This is a genomic window from Streptomyces sp. SL06 (genome assembly GCF_058244745.1).
The window spans coordinates 6,836,428-6,852,387 of sequence record NZ_JBSYOT010000002.1 but is presented as its reverse complement, the minus strand read 5'-3'; the positions used below and the strand labels follow the sequence as shown (position 1 = coordinate 6,852,387).

The following is a 15,960-nucleotide window of genomic DNA, read 5'->3' as shown; positions in this document are numbered from 1 at the left end:
CGTCCGTGGCGAAGAGAAAGCCGATCATCACAACGGGTACGAGCAGCGCGAGCAGAATCACAGAACCTCCCGAGAGGTCGGTCTGTGGGCTTCGTGGCCCGCCTCCAGGATGCGGCCGAATGGCGGAACCCGCACGGCGAGCGTGCCCCGGCGCTCCCTCGCGCCGGGTCCCGTCGGTCCCGGCGGGCTCAGGGGCGGGTCGCCCGGTCCAGTTCGATCAGGACGGAGTAGTACTCGCGCCCCGTGGCGCGGTCCATGCCGATCTCGCACATGCGGTTGGCGGACAGATGCGCGTCGTACGGGCGCGAGGTCACCTCCGCGGCCTCCTTGGCCGTCGCCGACGCCGTCAGCTCCTTGTGCAGCATCCCGCGGTCGCCGGCGAAGGCGCAGCACCCGGCGTCGTCCGGGACGACGACCTCGTCGGCGATCGCCTCGGCCACCTCGCGCAGCCGGTCCACGTCGCCCAGGTGCCGCATCGAGCAGGTCGGGTGCAGGACCGCCGAGCCGGCCGTGCGCCGGACGGTCAGCTCCGGCAGGAGTTCCTCGGCGGCCCAGACGACGGAGTCGACCACCTTCAGTCGCCGGTGCAGCTCCCGGTTGGCGTGGGTGAGGTAGGGGACGACCTCGTGCCCGATGCCCAGCGTGCAGGACGAGGCGTCGACGACGAGCGGGAGCCTGCCGCCCTCGGTCCAGGCCCAGGCGGCCTCGACGACGCGGTTGGCCATCACGGTGTTGGCGTCCTCGTAGCCCTTGGAGTGCCAGATGGTCGAGCAGCAGGTGCCCGCCACGTCGTCGGGGATCCAGACGGGTCTGCCGGCCCGTGCCGACACGTCGACCAGCGCCCGCTGGAGCGAGGGGGTGTCGCCGTCCTCGGGGCCGCCGAAGATCCGGTTGACGCAGGCCGGGTAGTAGACGGCGCTCGCTCCCGTCCGGGAGGTCCCGGGCAGGGTGCGGGCGGCGGCGCCAGGAATCTCCGGCAGCCACTCGGGCATCAGGTCGGGGCTTACCGCCCGGCGGGCGAGGCCGGTGGCCGCCGACAGCAGCCGGTCGCCGATCCGCTCCGCCGCGCCGACGGCCAGCCGCGCCGACGCCTCCACGGTCTTGAAGTGCCTCGCGGTGGCCGTGGCGATCCGCTCCTCGCGCGGTGAGTGCCGCTGGTGGCGGAAGTCCTTCATCATGGCGCCGGTGTCGATGCCGACCGGGCAGGCGATCCGGCAGGTGGAGTCGCCCGCGCAGGTGTCGACGGCGTCGTAGCCGTAGGAGGCGAGGAGCTGGTCCTCCACCGGTGATCCGGCCGGCTGCCGCAGCATCTCGCGCCGCAGCACGATGCGCTGGCGCGGAGTGGTCGTCAGGTCGTGGCTGGGGCAGGTGGGTTCGCAGAAGCCGCACTCGATGCACGGGTCGGCGACCGGCTCGATGCCGGGGATCGTCTTGAGCCCGCGCAGATGGGCCCTCGGGTCCCGGTCCAGGACGACCCGGGGGGCCAGTACGCCCGCGGGGTCGACGATCTGCTTGAGGCGCCACATCAGCCCGGTCGCCCTGGGCCCCCATTCCAGCTCCAGGAAGGGGGCGATGTTGCGGCCGGTGGCGTGCTCCGCCTTCAGCGACCCGTCGTAGCGCTCCACGGTCATCCGGCAGAAGTCGTCCATGAACGCGGCGTACCGGTCCACGTCGGAGGGCTTCGCCGCGTCGAAGGCGAGCAGGAAGTGCAGGTTGCCGTGGGCGGCGTGGCCGGCGACGGCGGCGTCGAAGCCGTGCTCGGCCTGGAGTTCCAGGAGGTCCTCGCAGGCGTCGGCCAGCCGGGACGGCGGGACCGCGAAGTCCTCCGTGATCAGCGTGGTGCCCGCCGGACGGGAGCCGCCGACCGCGGTGACGAAGGCCTTGCGGGCCTTCCAGTACCCGGAGATGGTCCGGGCGTCGCGGGTGAACGCGTTGGTCACCGAGGCGACCGGCGCGACGAGCCGCAGTTTCCCGGTGACCCGGTCCGCGGCCGCCTCGTAGGCCTCCTGCCGGGCCCGGTCGGGTGCCCGGAACTCCACCAGCAGGGCCGCCGTCTCCCGGGGCAGGCCGGCCCAGTCCGCCGGTACGCCGCTCACGCTCACCGAGGCGCGCAGGGTGTTGCCGTCCATCAGCTCGACGGCGAGGGCCCCGGCCTCGTTGAAGAGGGGGACGGCCGCCGCGGCGGCGGTGAGCGAGGGGAAGAAGAGCAGGCCGGTGGAGACCTCGCGGTCCAGCGGCAGGGTGTCGAAGACGACGTTGGAGATGAATCCGAAGGTGCCCTGCGAGCCGACCATCAGCCCGCGCAGGATCTCGACGGGTGTGGTGCCGTCCAGGAAGGCGTCCAGCCGGTACCCGTTGGTGTTCTTGATCTCGTACTTGGCGCGGATGCGGGCGGTGAGTTCCGGGTCCGCCTCGATCTCCGCCTTGAGCGCCAGCAGCCCTTCGCACAGCTGCGGCTCGGTCCTCGCCAGTCTCGCGTCCGCGTCGGGGTCCGCGGTGTCGACGACGGTGCCGCTCGGCAGCACGAAGGTCAGCGAGGCGAGCGTGCGGTAGGAGTTGCGGGTGATGCCGGCGGTCATGCCGGAGGCGTTGTTGGCGACGACTCCGCCGACGGTGCAGGCGATGGCGCTGGCCGGGTCGGGGCCCAGGATCCTGCCGTACCGGGCGAGGGTCGCGTTGGCCCGCATGACCGTGGTCCCCGGGCGCACACGGGCCCGCGCGCCGTCGTCCAGGACCTCGACGCCCGTGAAGTGGCGCCGAACGTCCACGAGGATGTCCTCGCCCTGGGCCTGCCCGTTCAGGCTGGTGCCGGCGGCGCGGAAGACGATCTGGCGGCCGTGGTCGCGGGCGTACGCCATGACCTTGGACACGTCGTCGACGGTCTCGGGGAGTACGACGGCCTGCGGCACGAACCGGTAGGGGCTGGCGTCGGAGGCGTATTTCACCAGGTCGGAGACCTTCCACAGGACCTTCTCCGGGCCCAGCAGCGCGGTCAGCCCGGCGCGCAGCGGCTCGGGCGTGCCCGTGGCCCCGGCGTCGGGCACCCGGTCGGCGGCCGCTGCGCGGGCCGCGGCGGGACGGAGGGTTTCCGGCCTGGGCTCCAGAAGGGGCATGACGTTCGACTCCCACACGATTTCGATCGTTGCCGATCAGCGTACGACTGCGGACGGGGGCGGGCCCCGGGGATGCGCCGGGGCCCGCGGTCGGTGTGCCCGCCGGTCCGGGCGGGGACCGGCGGGCACGAGGGGGTCACCCGGGCGTGTCCGCGCCGGGCAGGACGGCCACCACGTCGATCTCCACGAGGATGTCCATCAGGTCGGACCCGACGGTGGTGCGCACCGGGCAGGGTTCCTCGAAGAACTCGCGGTAGGCCGCGTCGTACGCGGCGAAGTCCCGCTTCAGGTGTTGCAGGTGCGCCGTGACCTTCACGACGTCCCGCGGGGACAGCCCCTGCGCGGCGAGGACCGCGCCGACGTTGCGCAGCACCTGCGCGGTCTGCGCGGCGACGCCGTCCGGCACGGCGCCGGTGGCGGGGTCCTGCGGGCCGAAACCGGCCGTGAACAGGAGGCCTCCCGCCACCACGCCCTGGGAGTAGGCGCCGGCGGGGCGGGGCGCCCCGGGCGTGTGCACGGCCCGCTTGCCGGTCGGCTCGCTCGTCCCGTCGCTCATCCCGTCAGGTCGCCTTCCCGCTCGTTGACCGCGGCGTAGTGGCGGAGCTTGTCCTCGTCCACGCTCACGCCCAGTCCCGGTCCCGACGGCACCCGCAGCCGGCCGTTCTCCAGGTGCAGCGGCTCGATGATGTCGTCCGCGTGCAGGTAGTACATGCTGTCGATGGCCCGCGAGAGGACGGGCGTGCTCGACACCACGGCCAGGTGGGCCGCCGTGGCGATGCCGAGTTCGCCGCCGCTGTGCAGGTTCATGCCGAGGCCGAAGGTCTCGCAGTGCGCGGCCAGCGCCTTGGTCGCCGCGATGCCGCCCCACTTGTAGACGTCACCGTGGATGACGTCCACCGCGTTCAGCCGCACGGCCGGGGCGAACTCCTCGAAGCGGACGACGCACATGTTGGTGCACAGCGGGATGCGCACCTTCGCCTTCACCTGGCTCATGCCCTCGATGCCGACGCACGGGTCCTCCAGGTACTCCAGGTCCAGTTCCTCCAGGGCGATCCCGGCGCGCACCGAGTCGGGGACGGACCAGGCGGCGTTCGGGTCGACGCGCAGATTCACCCCGGGCAGCGCCTCGCGCACCGCGCGCAGGACGGCGACGTTGCCCGCGCAGTCCCTCGTGCCCTTGAGCTTGACGGCCTCGAATCCGCCCTCGGCCACGACCCGTACGGCATGCTCGGCCATGGCCTTGGGCAGGTCGGCGCCGGTCGCGCCCGGCGCGTCGGCGCGGGTGATCAGCGCGGTGATCGCCACCTCGTCCCGCACGGCGCCGCCCAGCAGGTCGGTGACGGACTGGCCGGCGGCCTTGCCCATCGCGTCCCAGCAGGCGACGTTGACGGCGGCGATGGCCGCGTAGCCGAGGTAGCCGTAGAAGAACGGCACCATGTGCTGCCGGCGGTGGAAGCCCTCCAGCGCGAAGGGGCTGGTCCCGATCAGGTCCGGGACCATCTGCCGGACGATCGCGGCGACCGGCGCGCCCCACATCGTCTCGCCCCAGCCCTCGACGCCGTCGTCGGTGCGTATGCGTACGACGGTGCGTGTCTCGCCGGTCTTGGTCTCGAACGAACTCGTGAAGGGGTTGACGAGTGGGAGGTTGACGACCCACACGTCGACATCGGTGATCTTCATTGCTTCTCCTCGCATCATCGGGGTGACCGGCTCGCCGTGTCGAAGGCCTGGATCGCGCGGGCCAGCCCCCGCGCCCGGTCGTCCAGGAGCCGTTCGCCCCGGTCGGCGTCGGCTCCGGAGGCGTCGTCGGTGGAACCGCCGACCCGCTCCCACTCGCCGTGGCGTTCCACGGTCAGGCCGGGGTGGGGCGGGTGGTCGAACAGGGGTGGGGGCTCGACGGGGGCGCGGGCGGGCACGGGGGCGCGCACCAGGTCCGGGTGGGCCGCGAGCATGAGGGAGGTCTCGAACCATCCGGCGTGCCCCGGGGTGACCTCCGGCCGCCCGGCCTCCTCCTCGCCCGCGGTGAGGGTCCAGTACGAGCAGGCGGCGACCGTCACCCGGGCCCGCAGGGCGAACCGCTTCACCGCGAGCCGCATGATCTCGTCGTTGCCGCCGTGCCCGTTGACGACCATGACGCGGCGGTATCCGCTGGTCACGAGGGAGTCGAGGACATCGTCCAGGACGGCGCCCAGCGTGGCCGCGGACAGCGAGACGGCGGCGGCGAAAAGGTGGTGCGGGCTGTGTCCGAAGGGCAGCGCGGGCAGCCGTACGACCTCGGGTGCGGCGGCCTCCCGGGCGAGGAGGTCGAGCGCCCGGTCCACGACCGTCTCGGCCAGGAGGGTGTCGGTTCCCATGGGGAGGTGCTCGGCGTGCTGCTCCTGGGAGCCGATCGGCAGCAGGGCGATGCCCTCCTCACCGGCCCGGCGTACCTCTCGCCAGGTGAGTTCGGTCAGTCTCGATTGGCTCACGGTGCTACCTCTCTGAAACAGGGCCATGGCAGAGTCGGCGCATGGTCCACAAACGTTCTCCGTTGCGGCTGGTCCCCGAGGCCGTGCCGCAACCTGCCGCTCCCCCGGCACCCGGGCGGCTGGGGGCCGTCGAGCTGGTGCCCGGCCGGATCAGGGCGGCCGTACTGTCCATGGCGGGCCGGGTACTGGAGCGCACCGAGTCGTCGTACGACGCGGCCGGTGCGACGCCCGCGGACATCGACGCGGCGCTGGCCGTGGCGGCCGGGGTCTTCGCGGCCCACCGGCTGGAGGGGATCGGGGTGGCCGCCGCCGGGCTGGTGGACCCGCGCACCGGGCTGATCCTGGAGGTGAACGACGTGCCCGCACTGCACGGGTATCCGGTCACGGAGCGGCTCGGCGCGCTCACCGGTTCGAGCGTGCGGGTCGAGCACCGGGCGCGGCTCCAGGTGCTCGGCGACCGCTGGTTCGGCGCGGGCCGCGGACGGCGTACCTTCGCCTCGGTCTCGACCGGCGAGGTGCTCGGGGTGGGCGTCCTCTACGACGGTGAGGTGCTGGCGCCGCCCGGCGGGCGCAGCGGCGCGCACATGACCGTGTCGGCCAGCGGCGAGCGGTGCACGTGCGGGAACCGGGGCTGTTGGAAGACCCTGGCCACGACGGGCTGGCTGCGGGCCCGAGCGCGGGCGGCCGGTCTCGGGGAGGCACTGTCCCTTGACGCGCTGGTCAACCGTGCGGACCCGGTCGCCGGCCGGGTGGTGGAGGAGTACGCGCACAATCTCGCCCTGGGGCTGGTGAATGTGCAGCAGCTCTTCGCGCCCGGCCTCTTCATCCTGCACGGCGAGGCGCGCGAGGGCGGTGAGCGTTTGCGCACCGTGGTGGAGGAGCGGCTGCGTGACGCCGTGGCCTTCGCGGGCGCCGAGCAGCCGCGGGTGCTGGTGGGTACGGCCGCCGTCGACGACGTGGCGCTGCTCGGCGGGGCGGGTCTGGTGCTGTCCCACCTCTAGGGTGTGCGCGGTCATCGGCCGGCCTCGTCCGTCGGGGCCACGGCGCGCTGCGCGGCCCGGCGGCCCCTGCGCGGGTCGAGGACCGGTACGGCGTCGAGCAGTTGACGTGTGTAGGGGTGTCGCGGGGCGCGCAGCACCGCCGCCGCCTCGCCGACCTCGACCAGGCTGCCCCGGCTCATGACCGCGACCCGGTCCGCCACCTGTGCCACCACGGCGAGGTTGTGCGAGACGAAGACGTAGGTCAGGCCCAGGCGTTGCTGGAGATCCGCCAGGAGGTCGAGGACGGTCGCCTGTACGGAGACGTTGAGTGCGCTGGTGGGTTCGTCGAGGACCAGCAGGCGGGGGTGGAGGGCCAGGGCCCGTGCGATCGAGACGCGTTGGCGCTGGCCGCCGGAGAACTCGTGCGGGTAGCGGTCCTGGATGCCGGCGTCCAGGCCCACGGCCTCCAGGAGTTCGCCCACCCGTCGGCGGTTGCGGGCCCGTGCGCCCCGGCCGCGGGCCTCGGGGTCGTGGGTGACCAGGGGTTCGGCCACGATGTCGGTGATGCGCATGCGGGGGTTCATGCTGGAGTAGGGGTCCTGGAGGACGACCTGCATCTGCCTGCGTACGGCGCGCAGTTCGGACGCGGAGAGGGCGGCCAGGTCCTGTCCGTCGAAGCGCACGCTTCCGGCGGTGGGGTCCAGCAGTCCCAGCAGCAGGCGGGTGAGGGTGGTCTTGCCGCAGCCGGACTCGCCGACCAGGGCCAGGGTCTCGCCCTCGTGCACGTCGAGCGACACGTCGTCCACGGCGACGTTGGTGTGCCGGTGGCCGAACTCCTTGCGCAGTCCGTCCAGTTCGAGGAGGACCCGGCCGGTGGCGGGAGCGGTGGGCACGGTGGCCTCGGTGGTCACGCCGCCTCCAATCGCGGGGTGGCTGCCAGCAGTTTGCGGGTGTAGGGGTCGGCGGGCCGGTCGAAGACGTCCAGGACGTCGCCGGTCTCGACGACCTTGCCCTTGTTCATGACCACGACGCGGTCGGCGGTCTCCGCGACCACCGCGAGGTCGTGGGTGATCAGCACGACGGCCATGTCGTGCTTGTGCTGGAGGGTGACGAGAAGGTCGAGGATCTGGCGCTGCACGGTGACGTCCAGGGCGGTGGTCGGCTCGTCCGCGATCAGTACGCGGGGGCGGCCCACCAGTGCCGTCGCGATCATCACGCGCTGGCGCAGGCCGCCGGAGAGTTCGTGCGGGTACTGGCGGTAGCGCAGGGCGGGGTCGGGGATGCCGACCTCGTCCAGGGCCGCGAGCGCGGCCTCCTTGGCCTCGGCGCGGGACTTGCCGGTGTGCAGTCTGAGCACCTCGGCCACCTGGGCGCCGACGCGCTGGAGGGGGTCGAGGCAGGTCATCGGGTCCTGGAAGACCATGGCGATGCCGCTGCCCCGGACCCGGCCGAGTTCCTTGTCGGAGAGTTTCAGCAGGTCGCGTCCGTCGAAGCGGATCTCGCCGCCGGTGTAGCGGCACGGCGGGCTGGGGTTGAGGCGCAGTACGGACAGCGCGGTGGCGCTCTTGCCGCTGCCGGACTCCCCCACGACGGCGAGGGTCTCGCCGGCGCGCACGTGCAGGGAGACGTTCTGGACGGCGTGGACGACGGAGGTCTCCAGCCGGAAGTCGACGCTGAGGCCGTCGATCTCCAGCAGGGGCCGCTGATCGGTCGGTCGCGGGGATGCTTCGGTGGTCGGTCGGTCGATGGTCATCGGCGGTAGGCCTTCGGGTCCGCGACGTCCCGCAGGGCGTCGCCGGTGATGTTGATGGCGAGGGAGGTGAGCATCAGCGCGATGCCGGGGAAGACGGCGACCCACCAGGAGGTGCCCAGGTAGAGCTGGCCGTCGGAGAGCATGGCGCCCCAGGTGACCGTCTCCTTGGGCACGCCCAGGCCGAGATAGCTCAGGGAGGCCTCGGCGACGATGGCGGCGGCGACGTGCAGGGTGCCGATGGTGGCCAGCGGTGCCATGACGTTGGGCAGCAGGTGGCGGCGCATGATGGTGATGTCGGTGACGCCGATGGCGCGGGCCTCGGTGACGAAGTCGCGGGTGCGCAGCGACATCACCTCGGAGCGTACGACGCGGGCGTAGGAGACCCAGCCGGTGAAGCCGAGTACCAGGATCACGTACCACAGGCCCGAGCCGAGGAAGCCGACGATGGCGAGCGCCAGGAGCAGCGCCGGGAAGGCGAGTTGTACGTCGGCCAGCCGCATGAGGACGCGGTCGGCCCAGCCGCCGAAGTAGCCGGAGACCAGTCCGACGACGGTGCCGATGACCCCGGCGAGCAGGGCCGCGCCGGCGCCGACGAGCAGGGAGACCCGGGCGCCGTAGATGACGCGGGAGAGCATGTCGCGGCCGAGCTGGTCGGTGCCGAGGAGGTGGGCGCCGCTGCCGCCGTCCTGCCAGGCGGGGGGCCGCAGCCGGGTCAGGAGGTTCTGCGCGTTGGGGTCGTAGGGGGCGATCAGCGGTGCGAACAGGGCGGCGACGAGCAGGAGTACGAGTACGGCGAGGGCCAGGACGGCGAGCTTGTTGCGCAGCAGCGCGCGCAGCACGAGGGAGCGGGAGCCGCCGGCGGGGGTCTTCGCCGGGGCCCGGTCGGTCGCGGCGGGGGTCATGACGGTCATCGTGACGTCCTCACCCTCGGGTCGAGGAAGCTGTAGGAGAGGTCGACGAGCAGGTTCACCACGACGAAGGTGGTGGCGAAGAAGAGGACGGTGGCCTGGACGAGCGGGAAGTCGCGGTTGGAGATCGCCTCGACGGTGAGCTGGCCGACTCCGGGCCAGGAGAAGACCCGTTCGGTGAGGATCGCGCCGCCGAGCAGATTGCCGACTTCGAGGCCGATGACGGTCACCACCGGCAGTGAGGCGTTGCGCAGTCCGTGCCTGAGCACCACTTGCAGCGGTCCGAAGCCCTTGGCGCGGGCGCTGCGGATGTGGTCGGAGGAGAGCACGTCGATCAGTGAGGAGCGCAGCAGGCGGGCGACGACGGCGACGGAGTACACGGCGAGGGTGATCGCGGGCAGGACCAGGTTGGCGAGGGTGCCGTATCCGGAGGCGGGCAGGGCGCGCAGCCAGACGGCGAAGACCAGGATGAGGAGGATGCCGACCCAGAACGGCGGGGTGGACTGGCCGAGCAGGACGCCGGTCATCACGGTGCGGTCGGTGCCCCGGCCGCGGCGCATCGCGGCGAAGATGCCCGCCGGGACGGCGATGACGAGGGTCACCGCGAGGGCGGCGGCGGCCAGTTCGATGGTGGCCGGCAGCCGGTCGGCGAGGATCTGGCTCACGGGCTGGCCGTAGACGAGGGAGTCGCCGAAGTCGAGGTGGAGCAGTCCCCGGAGGTAGTCGAAGTACTGCGCGTACAGCGGCTGGTCCAGGCCCAGGGAGGCCCGCAGCACGTTCTCCTGCTCGGCCGTGGCGTCCGGCGGCAGCAGGATCTTCACGGGGTCGCCGGACAGCCGTACCAGGAAGAAGGCGACGGTCGCCGTACACAGGAGCACGATCAGGGCGGTGACCAGGCGCTTCACCACCGTGCGCAGCAGCCCGGTGCGGTCCGGGCGGCGCGTCGGGGGACCGGCCGGGGTGGGTGGTTTGTCGAGGGTGAGGGCGCTCATCGGGAGACCTCCGCGCTCTCCATGGCGAGGACGCCCGCGGATCCCGGCGTCCAGCGGGGCCGGTTGTTGCGGGCGAAGATGTTGTCGAGCTGGTAGAGGAAGACGAAGGGGGCTTCCTCGCGCATCAGGCGTTGCAGGTCCGAGAAGGCCCGTTCGCGCTCGGCCGGGTCCTCGGACAGTTCCTCGGTGTCGATGAGCCGGTCGGCCTCCTTGGAGTGCCAGCGGCTCTGACGGCGGTCGCTGCGCACGTTGGACTGCACGATGCTGGCGCCGTCCATCGTCCAGACGGTGCTGGCCGCGAGGTAGATCGGGCCGAGGGCGCCGCTGTTGTCGGAGGTGAGCCGTGCGGAGTAGGTGCCGGGGTCGAGCAGGTTGACGCGGGCGTCCACTCCTGCCTTGGCCAGCAGTCCGGACAGGGCCTCGGCGACGTTGGCGTCGATGTTGGAGGCGGTGAGTGTGGTGGAGAAGCCGTGCGGGTGGCCGGCTTCGGCGAGCAGTCGGCGCGCGGTGTCGACGGAGCGGGTGAAGGGCTTGACCGTGGCGTCGAAGCCGAAGGCGCCGCGCGGTACGAGGGCGGGGGTCTCGGTGGCCTTGCCGCCGAGCACGGCCTTGATCAGCAGCGGGACGTTGACCGCGTGGTTGAGCGCCTGGCGTACCCGGCGGTCCTGGAGCGGGCCCCGCTCCAGGGTGTTCAGGGACAGATAGGCGGTGCGGACGCCGGTGTAGCCGTCGAGGGTGACGCCGCCGTAGCCCTCCAACTGCTGGGCGGCGTCCGGGGTGAGCCCGGCGACGAGGTCGACGCCGCCGCTCTGGAGGGCGGCCAGGGAGGACGAGGCGTTGGGCGCGGGGGTGAAGAGGAGGCCGTCGACGGCCGGGCGTCCGTTCCAGTGGTCGTCGTAGGCCCGCATGCGCAGTTCGTGGTCGCGCTGCCAACTGACGAAGGTGAAGGGGCCGGTGCCCACGGGGTGGTCGGCGAACGCGGCGTCGCCCACCTCGGACAGATGGCGGGGCGGCACCACCACACCGCCGAACAGGGAGAGTTTGGCGGGCAGGATCGGGTCGTGCACGGTGGTGTGGATGTCGACGGTGAGCCGGTCGACGACGGTGACGGCCTTGACGAAGCGCAGCTCGACGATCGGTGACTTGGTCGCGGGGTCGAGCAGTCGCTCGATGCTGAACTTGACGGCCCGCGCGTCGCACGTCTCGCCGTTGTGGAAGGTCACCCCGGGGCGGAGGACGAAGCGCCAGGTCCGCGCGTCGGTCGCCTTCCAGGAGAGGGCAAGCCTCGGACGCAGCTCGTTGTCCCGGCCCCGGGTGGTGAGCGTGTCGAACATGTTGATCAGGACGTTCATCGACACCATGTCGCCCTGCTTCTGCGGGTCCAGCGTCTTGGGGTCGCCGGGCTGGGAGACCCGCAGGACATTGCCGGCCCGGTCCGCGGCGGCCGTCGTGCCGCACGCGCTCAGGAGCGCCGGAGCACTGAGGGCGCCGAGCAGCAGACCACCGGTCCGCAGAACGTGGCGCCGGCTGGGACGGCTGCGGTCCATCGTGCGCCCCTGAAGAATTCGTTCCATTGAACAACACCTCCGTTCCGTTAGATGGAATGCGGTTGGGTTAAGCTAAGCGACATGGTGAAAACGGTCAACACCCGGTCGGTCGACCAGGAACTCGTGAAGGGCCCCGTCGACAAGGCGATGGAGGTGCTCGAAGCGCTTGTCCAGCCCGGCGGCCCCCACCGGTTGGGGGAGATCGCGCGCCGCACGGGGCTGACCAAGCCCACCGTCCACCGGCATCTGCGGACCATGGCGGAGTACGGCTTCGCCGAGCCCGCCGAGGGGGGCAGCTACCGTGCGGGCCCGAGGCTCCTCGGCCTGGCCGCGGCGGCCCTCAACGACAGCCGGATCCTCGAACTCACCCGGCCCGCCCTCGCCGACCTGCGCCGGCGCACCGGCCACGTCGCGTTCTACGCCGTGCGGCACGCCTGCGACGCCGTGTACCTGGAGCAGTCCGAGCCGGCCCGCGAGTACCGCATGAGCACCCGGCCGGGCCATCGATCGCCCCTGCACTCCTGCGGTGTGGGGCTCGCCATGCTCTCCGCCCTGCCTCCCGAGGAGACCGCCGCCGTCCTCGACGCGGCGGAGCCCGAGGCCCGCACACCGCACACGCCCACCGACCCGGCGGCACTGCGGGCGGTGCTGGCACGGGCGGCGCTGTGCGGCTACGCCGTGGACGACGAGTACGACGAGCCCGACGTGCGGTCGGTGGCGGCTCCCGTCGTGGACGCCGAGGGCCGGGTCGTGGGGGCGATCGGCGTCTCGGGGCTGACCTTCACCCTGGACCCGGAGAGCGTGGAGGTGTTCGGGCCGATGGTGCGGGCCGCCGCGCGCACGGTCTCCGCCGGCCTCGGCGCCCGCACCCCCGTCCTCGGCGTGGTGCACACGGAGGCCGGGGGTGAGCGCTCGTGAGCGCCCTGGCCGAACTGCTCGCCGAGGGACGGGAACGGCGCGTCCACTCGGGCGCCGCCTGGTCCGTCGGGGACGCCGCCGGACCGCTGGACCGGGGCCGGACCGGCACCCGCAGCTGGGACGGCCCGCCGCTGGACGGCACCGACGTGTGGGACCTCGCCTCGGTGACGAAGCCGATCGCCGGGCTCGCGGTCATGGCACTCGTCGAGCGGGGTGTGCTCGGCCTCGACACAACCGTGGGCGCCTGCCTCCCGGAGTACCGGGGCGGCGACAAGGCAGACCTGACGGTACGTCAACTCCTCACGCACACCTCGGGGATACCGGGGCAGGTGCCGCTCTACCGGGACAGTCCCACCCGTGCGTCACTGCTGGAGGCGGTACGCCTGCTGCCCCTGACCGCGAAGCCGGGCACCCGGGTCCAGTACTCCTCGCAGGGGTTCATCGTCCTCGGGCTGATCGCCGAGGCGGCCACCGGAGAACCGCTCGACGCCCTGGTGGAGCGGCTGGTGTGCGCGCCGCTCGGGATGCGGGACACCGTCTTCCGTCCGGACGCCGGGCGCCGGGCACGGGCGGTGGCCACCGAGGACTGCCCCTGGCGCGGGCGCCCGGTCGTGGGCGAGGTCCACGACGAGAACGCGGTCGTGCTCGGCGGCGTCGGCGCACACGCGGGGCTGTTCTCCACGCTGGAGGACATGGAGCTGCTCGGCGCCGCCCTCGCAGGTGGCGGCCGGGGCCTGCTGAGGCCGGACACGTTCGCGCTGATGACGGCCGCCCACACGGACGGCCTGGCACTGCGGCGCGCACTCGCCTGGCAGGGCCGCGATCCGGTCGGCTCCCCCGTCGGTGAGCGCTTCGGCCCGGACTCGTACGGCCACACGGGCTTCACCGGCACCAGTGTCTGGGTCGACCCGGCCACCGGCCGCTACGCCGTGCTGCTCACCAACCGGGTGCACCCCACGAGGACGGGCGACGGGATCACCGGCATACGCCGTGCCTTCCACGACGCCGCCGCCGACCTGCCCCCCGCCGGCGACCGCGGGCCCACACGGCAGGAAACGCCCCGATGACCTCCCCCACCCCGGGCGCCGAACGCCCCGAACGCGCCCGCCCCACCTCGCACAGCCTCACGGGAGTCGGCCTCGCCGTCCTCGACCGCGACGGCCGGGTCCTGCTCGGGCTCGGTCACGACGGACGCTGGGAGCTTCCGGGCGGCAAGGTCGACGCGGGCGAGGACTTCGAGGCGGCCGCCGCGCGGGAGCTGGCGGAGGAGACCGGGCTCGCGGTGGCGGCGGCGGACGTGCGGGTGCTGGCCGTGCTCGTCGACGGCGCGGCCGGGCTGACCCGGGTGACGGCTGCGGCCGTCACCGGGCGGGCGGTGGGAGCGCCCCGGGTCACCGAGCCCGACAAGATCGAACGCTGGGAGTGGTTCGCCCGCCCCGACGTGCCCCGCGCGCTCTTCGCGCCGTCCGCCTCGGTCCTGGACTGCCTGTGGCCCGGGGCGGAGCGGCGGGGCGCCGCAGGGGTCCGGCGCTACGAGGTGGCCGCGCCGGGCCCGGTCGTGGTGAACGGCAGCACGAGCCGGGACGGGTGCGCCACGTCGCGGTAGATCTTGTGGGTGACGGGACGCCCCACCGGCAGGTGGAAGGCGTCCGGCGGCAGGAGCGCGTTGTGCTCGTCGGCCAGGGGCTCGTCGTTGGAGAGTTCCACGACCAGCCGGTGGCCCGGCAGGAACGTCGCCGCGAACGGGTAGACGCGCAGCACGTACTCCTCGATCCGCCCCGGCTCCACGGGCACCGCGCGGGTGTGCGGGTGACGGGGGTCGCCCTCGGTGGTGCGCGCCTCGTCCAGTTCGCGGTGCGAGGCCTTGAGGTAGGCGGTCGTGACGAGCCGGCGCCGGCCCGTCGGGGCCTCGTCCCACAGGCGCAGGATGAAGTTGGTGTCGGGCTGGTCGATCTCCGCGAACAGATGCGCCGCGCCCTGCCCCATCATCTCGGTGGGCTCGGTGAACGGTGCGGTGCTCCAGGCGAGGATCTCCACCTTGTCGGTCACCGTCAGCGGCGCCTGGTAGAAGCCGTCGGGGGCGGCGTGCTCGGCGCCCATCGGCTCGGGCTCGAAGGAGAGCGCCCGGCGCGGACGGAAGTACAGCGAGCGGTACTCCACGTCCTTCGGCGGCCACTGCGCACCGCTGACCCACTCGCGCGAGCCCTCGACGTGGACGGTGACGGCGGGCTCGTCCATGATCCCGTTGTCGACGCCCTTGAGCCAGTACTCGTACCAGCGGAACATCTTGTCGTGCTCCTCGATGAAGGGGCGCGACTGCATCGGCGGGTAGGGGCCGATGTCGAGCTTCTTCGGGCCCTTCAGCGACCTGTACAGCTCGATGGTGCCGTCCATCGTCCAGCCGCGGCCCTGGTCGATCTGGAGCCAGACCGGGATGTCGATGGTCGGCGCGAGGGTGACCGGGTTGCGCTCCTCGTACCAGTCCCCGTCGACCTCGTTCAGCACGATGTCGAACCAGGCCTCGTGGTTCTTCGGGTAGTTGAGCACATGGACCAGGTTGGGCCAGGCGGCCACGTCCGGGTCCCGGAGCCGCTCGGCGACCCTCTCCCTGATCTCCTCGGGGGAAAAGGCCTCCAGCATGCGGGACTTGACTCCGTCGGTGAAGGCCCAGCCGGAGTCGCCGCCGCGGCCCTCCCGGGCGGCGCGCGGCATGAACCACATGACGCCGCCGTGGTAGGTGGTCTCGTAGAAGTCGTAGTGACCGCCGCTGACGAAGATCGCCTTGAGGCTGGGTGGCCGCTCGGCCGCCGCCAGCACCTGCATCGAGCCGAAGTAGGAGATGCCGATCATGCCGACGTTGCCGTCGCACCAGGGCTGCGCCGCCACCCACTCGATGAAGTCGTAGGCGTCCTGGCCGAGCGGAACACCACCGGCGTTGTAGTTGCCGATGTGCTCGCCCTCGCTGGCACCGGAGCCGCGCAGGTCGCCGATGACGTGGACGTATCCCTCCTGGACGACACGCGCGATGTCACCCGCCTCGATGCAGCCGTCCCACATCGGGCTCGGCCGGCGCTGCGGCGGCGTGGTGAGAGCGAGGACCTGAAGTTCCTTGCCGTACGGGCTCAGGGCCACCAGTGCGGGCCGCGGTGTGTCGTCCGGGCGCGCGTAGGCGTCGGCCGCCAGCACGACGCCGTCGCGCATCGGAACCCGCAGGTCCTTGCGGACGGCGATGGACTGCTCGCCGGCCCGGATCGTGTGAAGGTCGGTCATGGGTGCGAAGC

14 protein-coding genes are annotated in these 15,960 nt (G+C 72.6%); 4 read left to right on the top strand and 10 right to left on the bottom strand.

Annotation, left to right across the window (positions count from 1 at the left end):
• Positions 1–188 precede the first annotated feature (188 nt).
• The 4 genes from AC4IHM_RS31470 to AC4IHM_RS31455 all read right to left on the bottom strand — a co-directional run bounded on the left by AC4IHM_RS31470 (position 189) and on the right by AC4IHM_RS31455 (position 5,581).
• Entirely contained in the window at positions 189–3,113 is a 2,925-nt protein-coding gene (locus tag AC4IHM_RS31470) for an FAD-binding and (Fe-S)-binding domain-containing protein (protein WP_490870361.1), read from the bottom strand.
• Positions 3,114–3,249: 136 nt separating this feature from the next.
• Positions 3,250–3,669, bottom strand: coding sequence for a RidA family protein (locus AC4IHM_RS31465; RefSeq protein WP_490870360.1), 420 nt, complete (start codon positions 3,667–3,669; stop codon positions 3,250–3,252).
• Entirely contained in the window at positions 3,666–4,793 is a 1,128-nt protein-coding gene (locus tag AC4IHM_RS31460; RefSeq protein WP_490870359.1) for a mandelate racemase/muconate lactonizing enzyme family protein, read from the bottom strand. Before AC4IHM_RS31460 ends, AC4IHM_RS31465 begins: the two co-directional genes overlap by 4 nt.
• A 14-nt stretch (positions 4,794–4,807) precedes the next feature.
• Entirely contained in the window at positions 4,808–5,581 is a 774-nt protein-coding gene (locus AC4IHM_RS31455; RefSeq protein ID WP_490870358.1) for a creatininase family protein, read from the bottom strand.
• A gap of 41 nt (positions 5,582–5,622) precedes the next feature.
• Here AC4IHM_RS31455 and AC4IHM_RS31450 point away from each other — a divergent pair, with 41 nt between their 5' ends.
• A complete protein-coding gene (locus AC4IHM_RS31450; RefSeq protein WP_490870357.1) occupies positions 5,623–6,582 on the top strand; it encodes an ROK family protein in 960 nt (319 codons plus the stop codon).
• An 11-nt stretch (positions 6,583–6,593) separates the two neighbouring features.
• Here AC4IHM_RS31450 and AC4IHM_RS31445 read toward each other — a convergent pair whose 3' ends face one another.
• The 5 genes from AC4IHM_RS31445 to AC4IHM_RS31425 are packed head-to-tail and all read right to left on the bottom strand — an operon-like array spanning position 6,594 to position 11,788.
• A complete protein-coding gene (locus tag AC4IHM_RS31445; RefSeq protein ID WP_490870356.1) occupies positions 6,594–7,472 on the bottom strand; it encodes an ATP-binding cassette domain-containing protein in 879 nt (292 codons plus the stop codon).
• On the bottom strand, positions 7,469–8,314 hold the full coding sequence (locus AC4IHM_RS31440) for an ATP-binding cassette domain-containing protein (protein ID WP_490870355.1): 846 nt from the start codon (positions 8,312–8,314) through the stop codon (positions 7,469–7,471). The genes AC4IHM_RS31445 and AC4IHM_RS31440 overlap by 4 nt, the downstream gene beginning before the upstream one ends.
• Complete coding sequence (locus AC4IHM_RS31435; protein WP_490870354.1) at positions 8,311–9,225, bottom strand: ABC transporter permease; 915 nt, start codon at positions 9,223–9,225, stop codon at positions 8,311–8,313. The genes AC4IHM_RS31440 and AC4IHM_RS31435 overlap by 4 nt, the downstream gene beginning before the upstream one ends.
• Positions 9,222–10,214 (bottom strand): ABC transporter permease, encoded by a 993-nt coding sequence (locus AC4IHM_RS31430; protein ID WP_490870353.1) that lies wholly within the window; start codon positions 10,212–10,214, stop codon positions 9,222–9,224. The genes AC4IHM_RS31435 and AC4IHM_RS31430 overlap by 4 nt, the downstream gene beginning before the upstream one ends.
• Positions 10,211–11,788: an ABC transporter substrate-binding protein gene (locus tag AC4IHM_RS31425; protein ID WP_490870352.1), complete on the bottom strand. Its 1,578-nt coding sequence runs from the start codon at positions 11,786–11,788 to the stop codon at positions 10,211–10,213. Before AC4IHM_RS31425 ends, AC4IHM_RS31430 begins: the two co-directional genes overlap by 4 nt.
• Before the next feature lie 54 nt (positions 11,789–11,842).
• On the opposite strand from AC4IHM_RS31425, the gene AC4IHM_RS31420 reads away from it, so the two are divergent.
• The 3 genes from AC4IHM_RS31420 to AC4IHM_RS31410 are packed head-to-tail and all read left to right on the top strand — an operon-like array spanning position 11,843 to position 14,285.
• The gene (locus tag AC4IHM_RS31420) at positions 11,843–12,679 is read left to right on the top strand and encodes an IclR family transcriptional regulator (protein WP_490870351.1); all 837 of its coding nucleotides are present in this window, start codon (positions 11,843–11,845) and stop codon (positions 12,677–12,679) included.
• Positions 12,676–13,746, top strand: coding sequence for a serine hydrolase domain-containing protein (locus AC4IHM_RS31415; protein WP_490870350.1), 1,071 nt, complete (start codon positions 12,676–12,678; stop codon positions 13,744–13,746). The genes AC4IHM_RS31420 and AC4IHM_RS31415 overlap by 4 nt, the downstream gene beginning before the upstream one ends.
• Complete coding sequence (locus tag AC4IHM_RS31410; RefSeq protein WP_490870349.1) at positions 13,743–14,285, top strand: NUDIX domain-containing protein; 543 nt, start codon at positions 13,743–13,745, stop codon at positions 14,283–14,285. The genes AC4IHM_RS31415 and AC4IHM_RS31410 overlap by 4 nt, the downstream gene beginning before the upstream one ends.
• Here AC4IHM_RS31410 and AC4IHM_RS31405 read toward each other — a convergent pair.
• The gene (locus AC4IHM_RS31405) at positions 14,210–15,949 is read right to left on the bottom strand and encodes a CocE/NonD family hydrolase (protein WP_490870348.1); all 1,740 of its coding nucleotides are present in this window, start codon (positions 15,947–15,949) and stop codon (positions 14,210–14,212) included. The two genes, AC4IHM_RS31410 and AC4IHM_RS31405, sit on opposite strands and share 76 nt — an antisense overlap.
• Between the last annotated feature and the right edge of the window lie 11 nt (positions 15,950–15,960).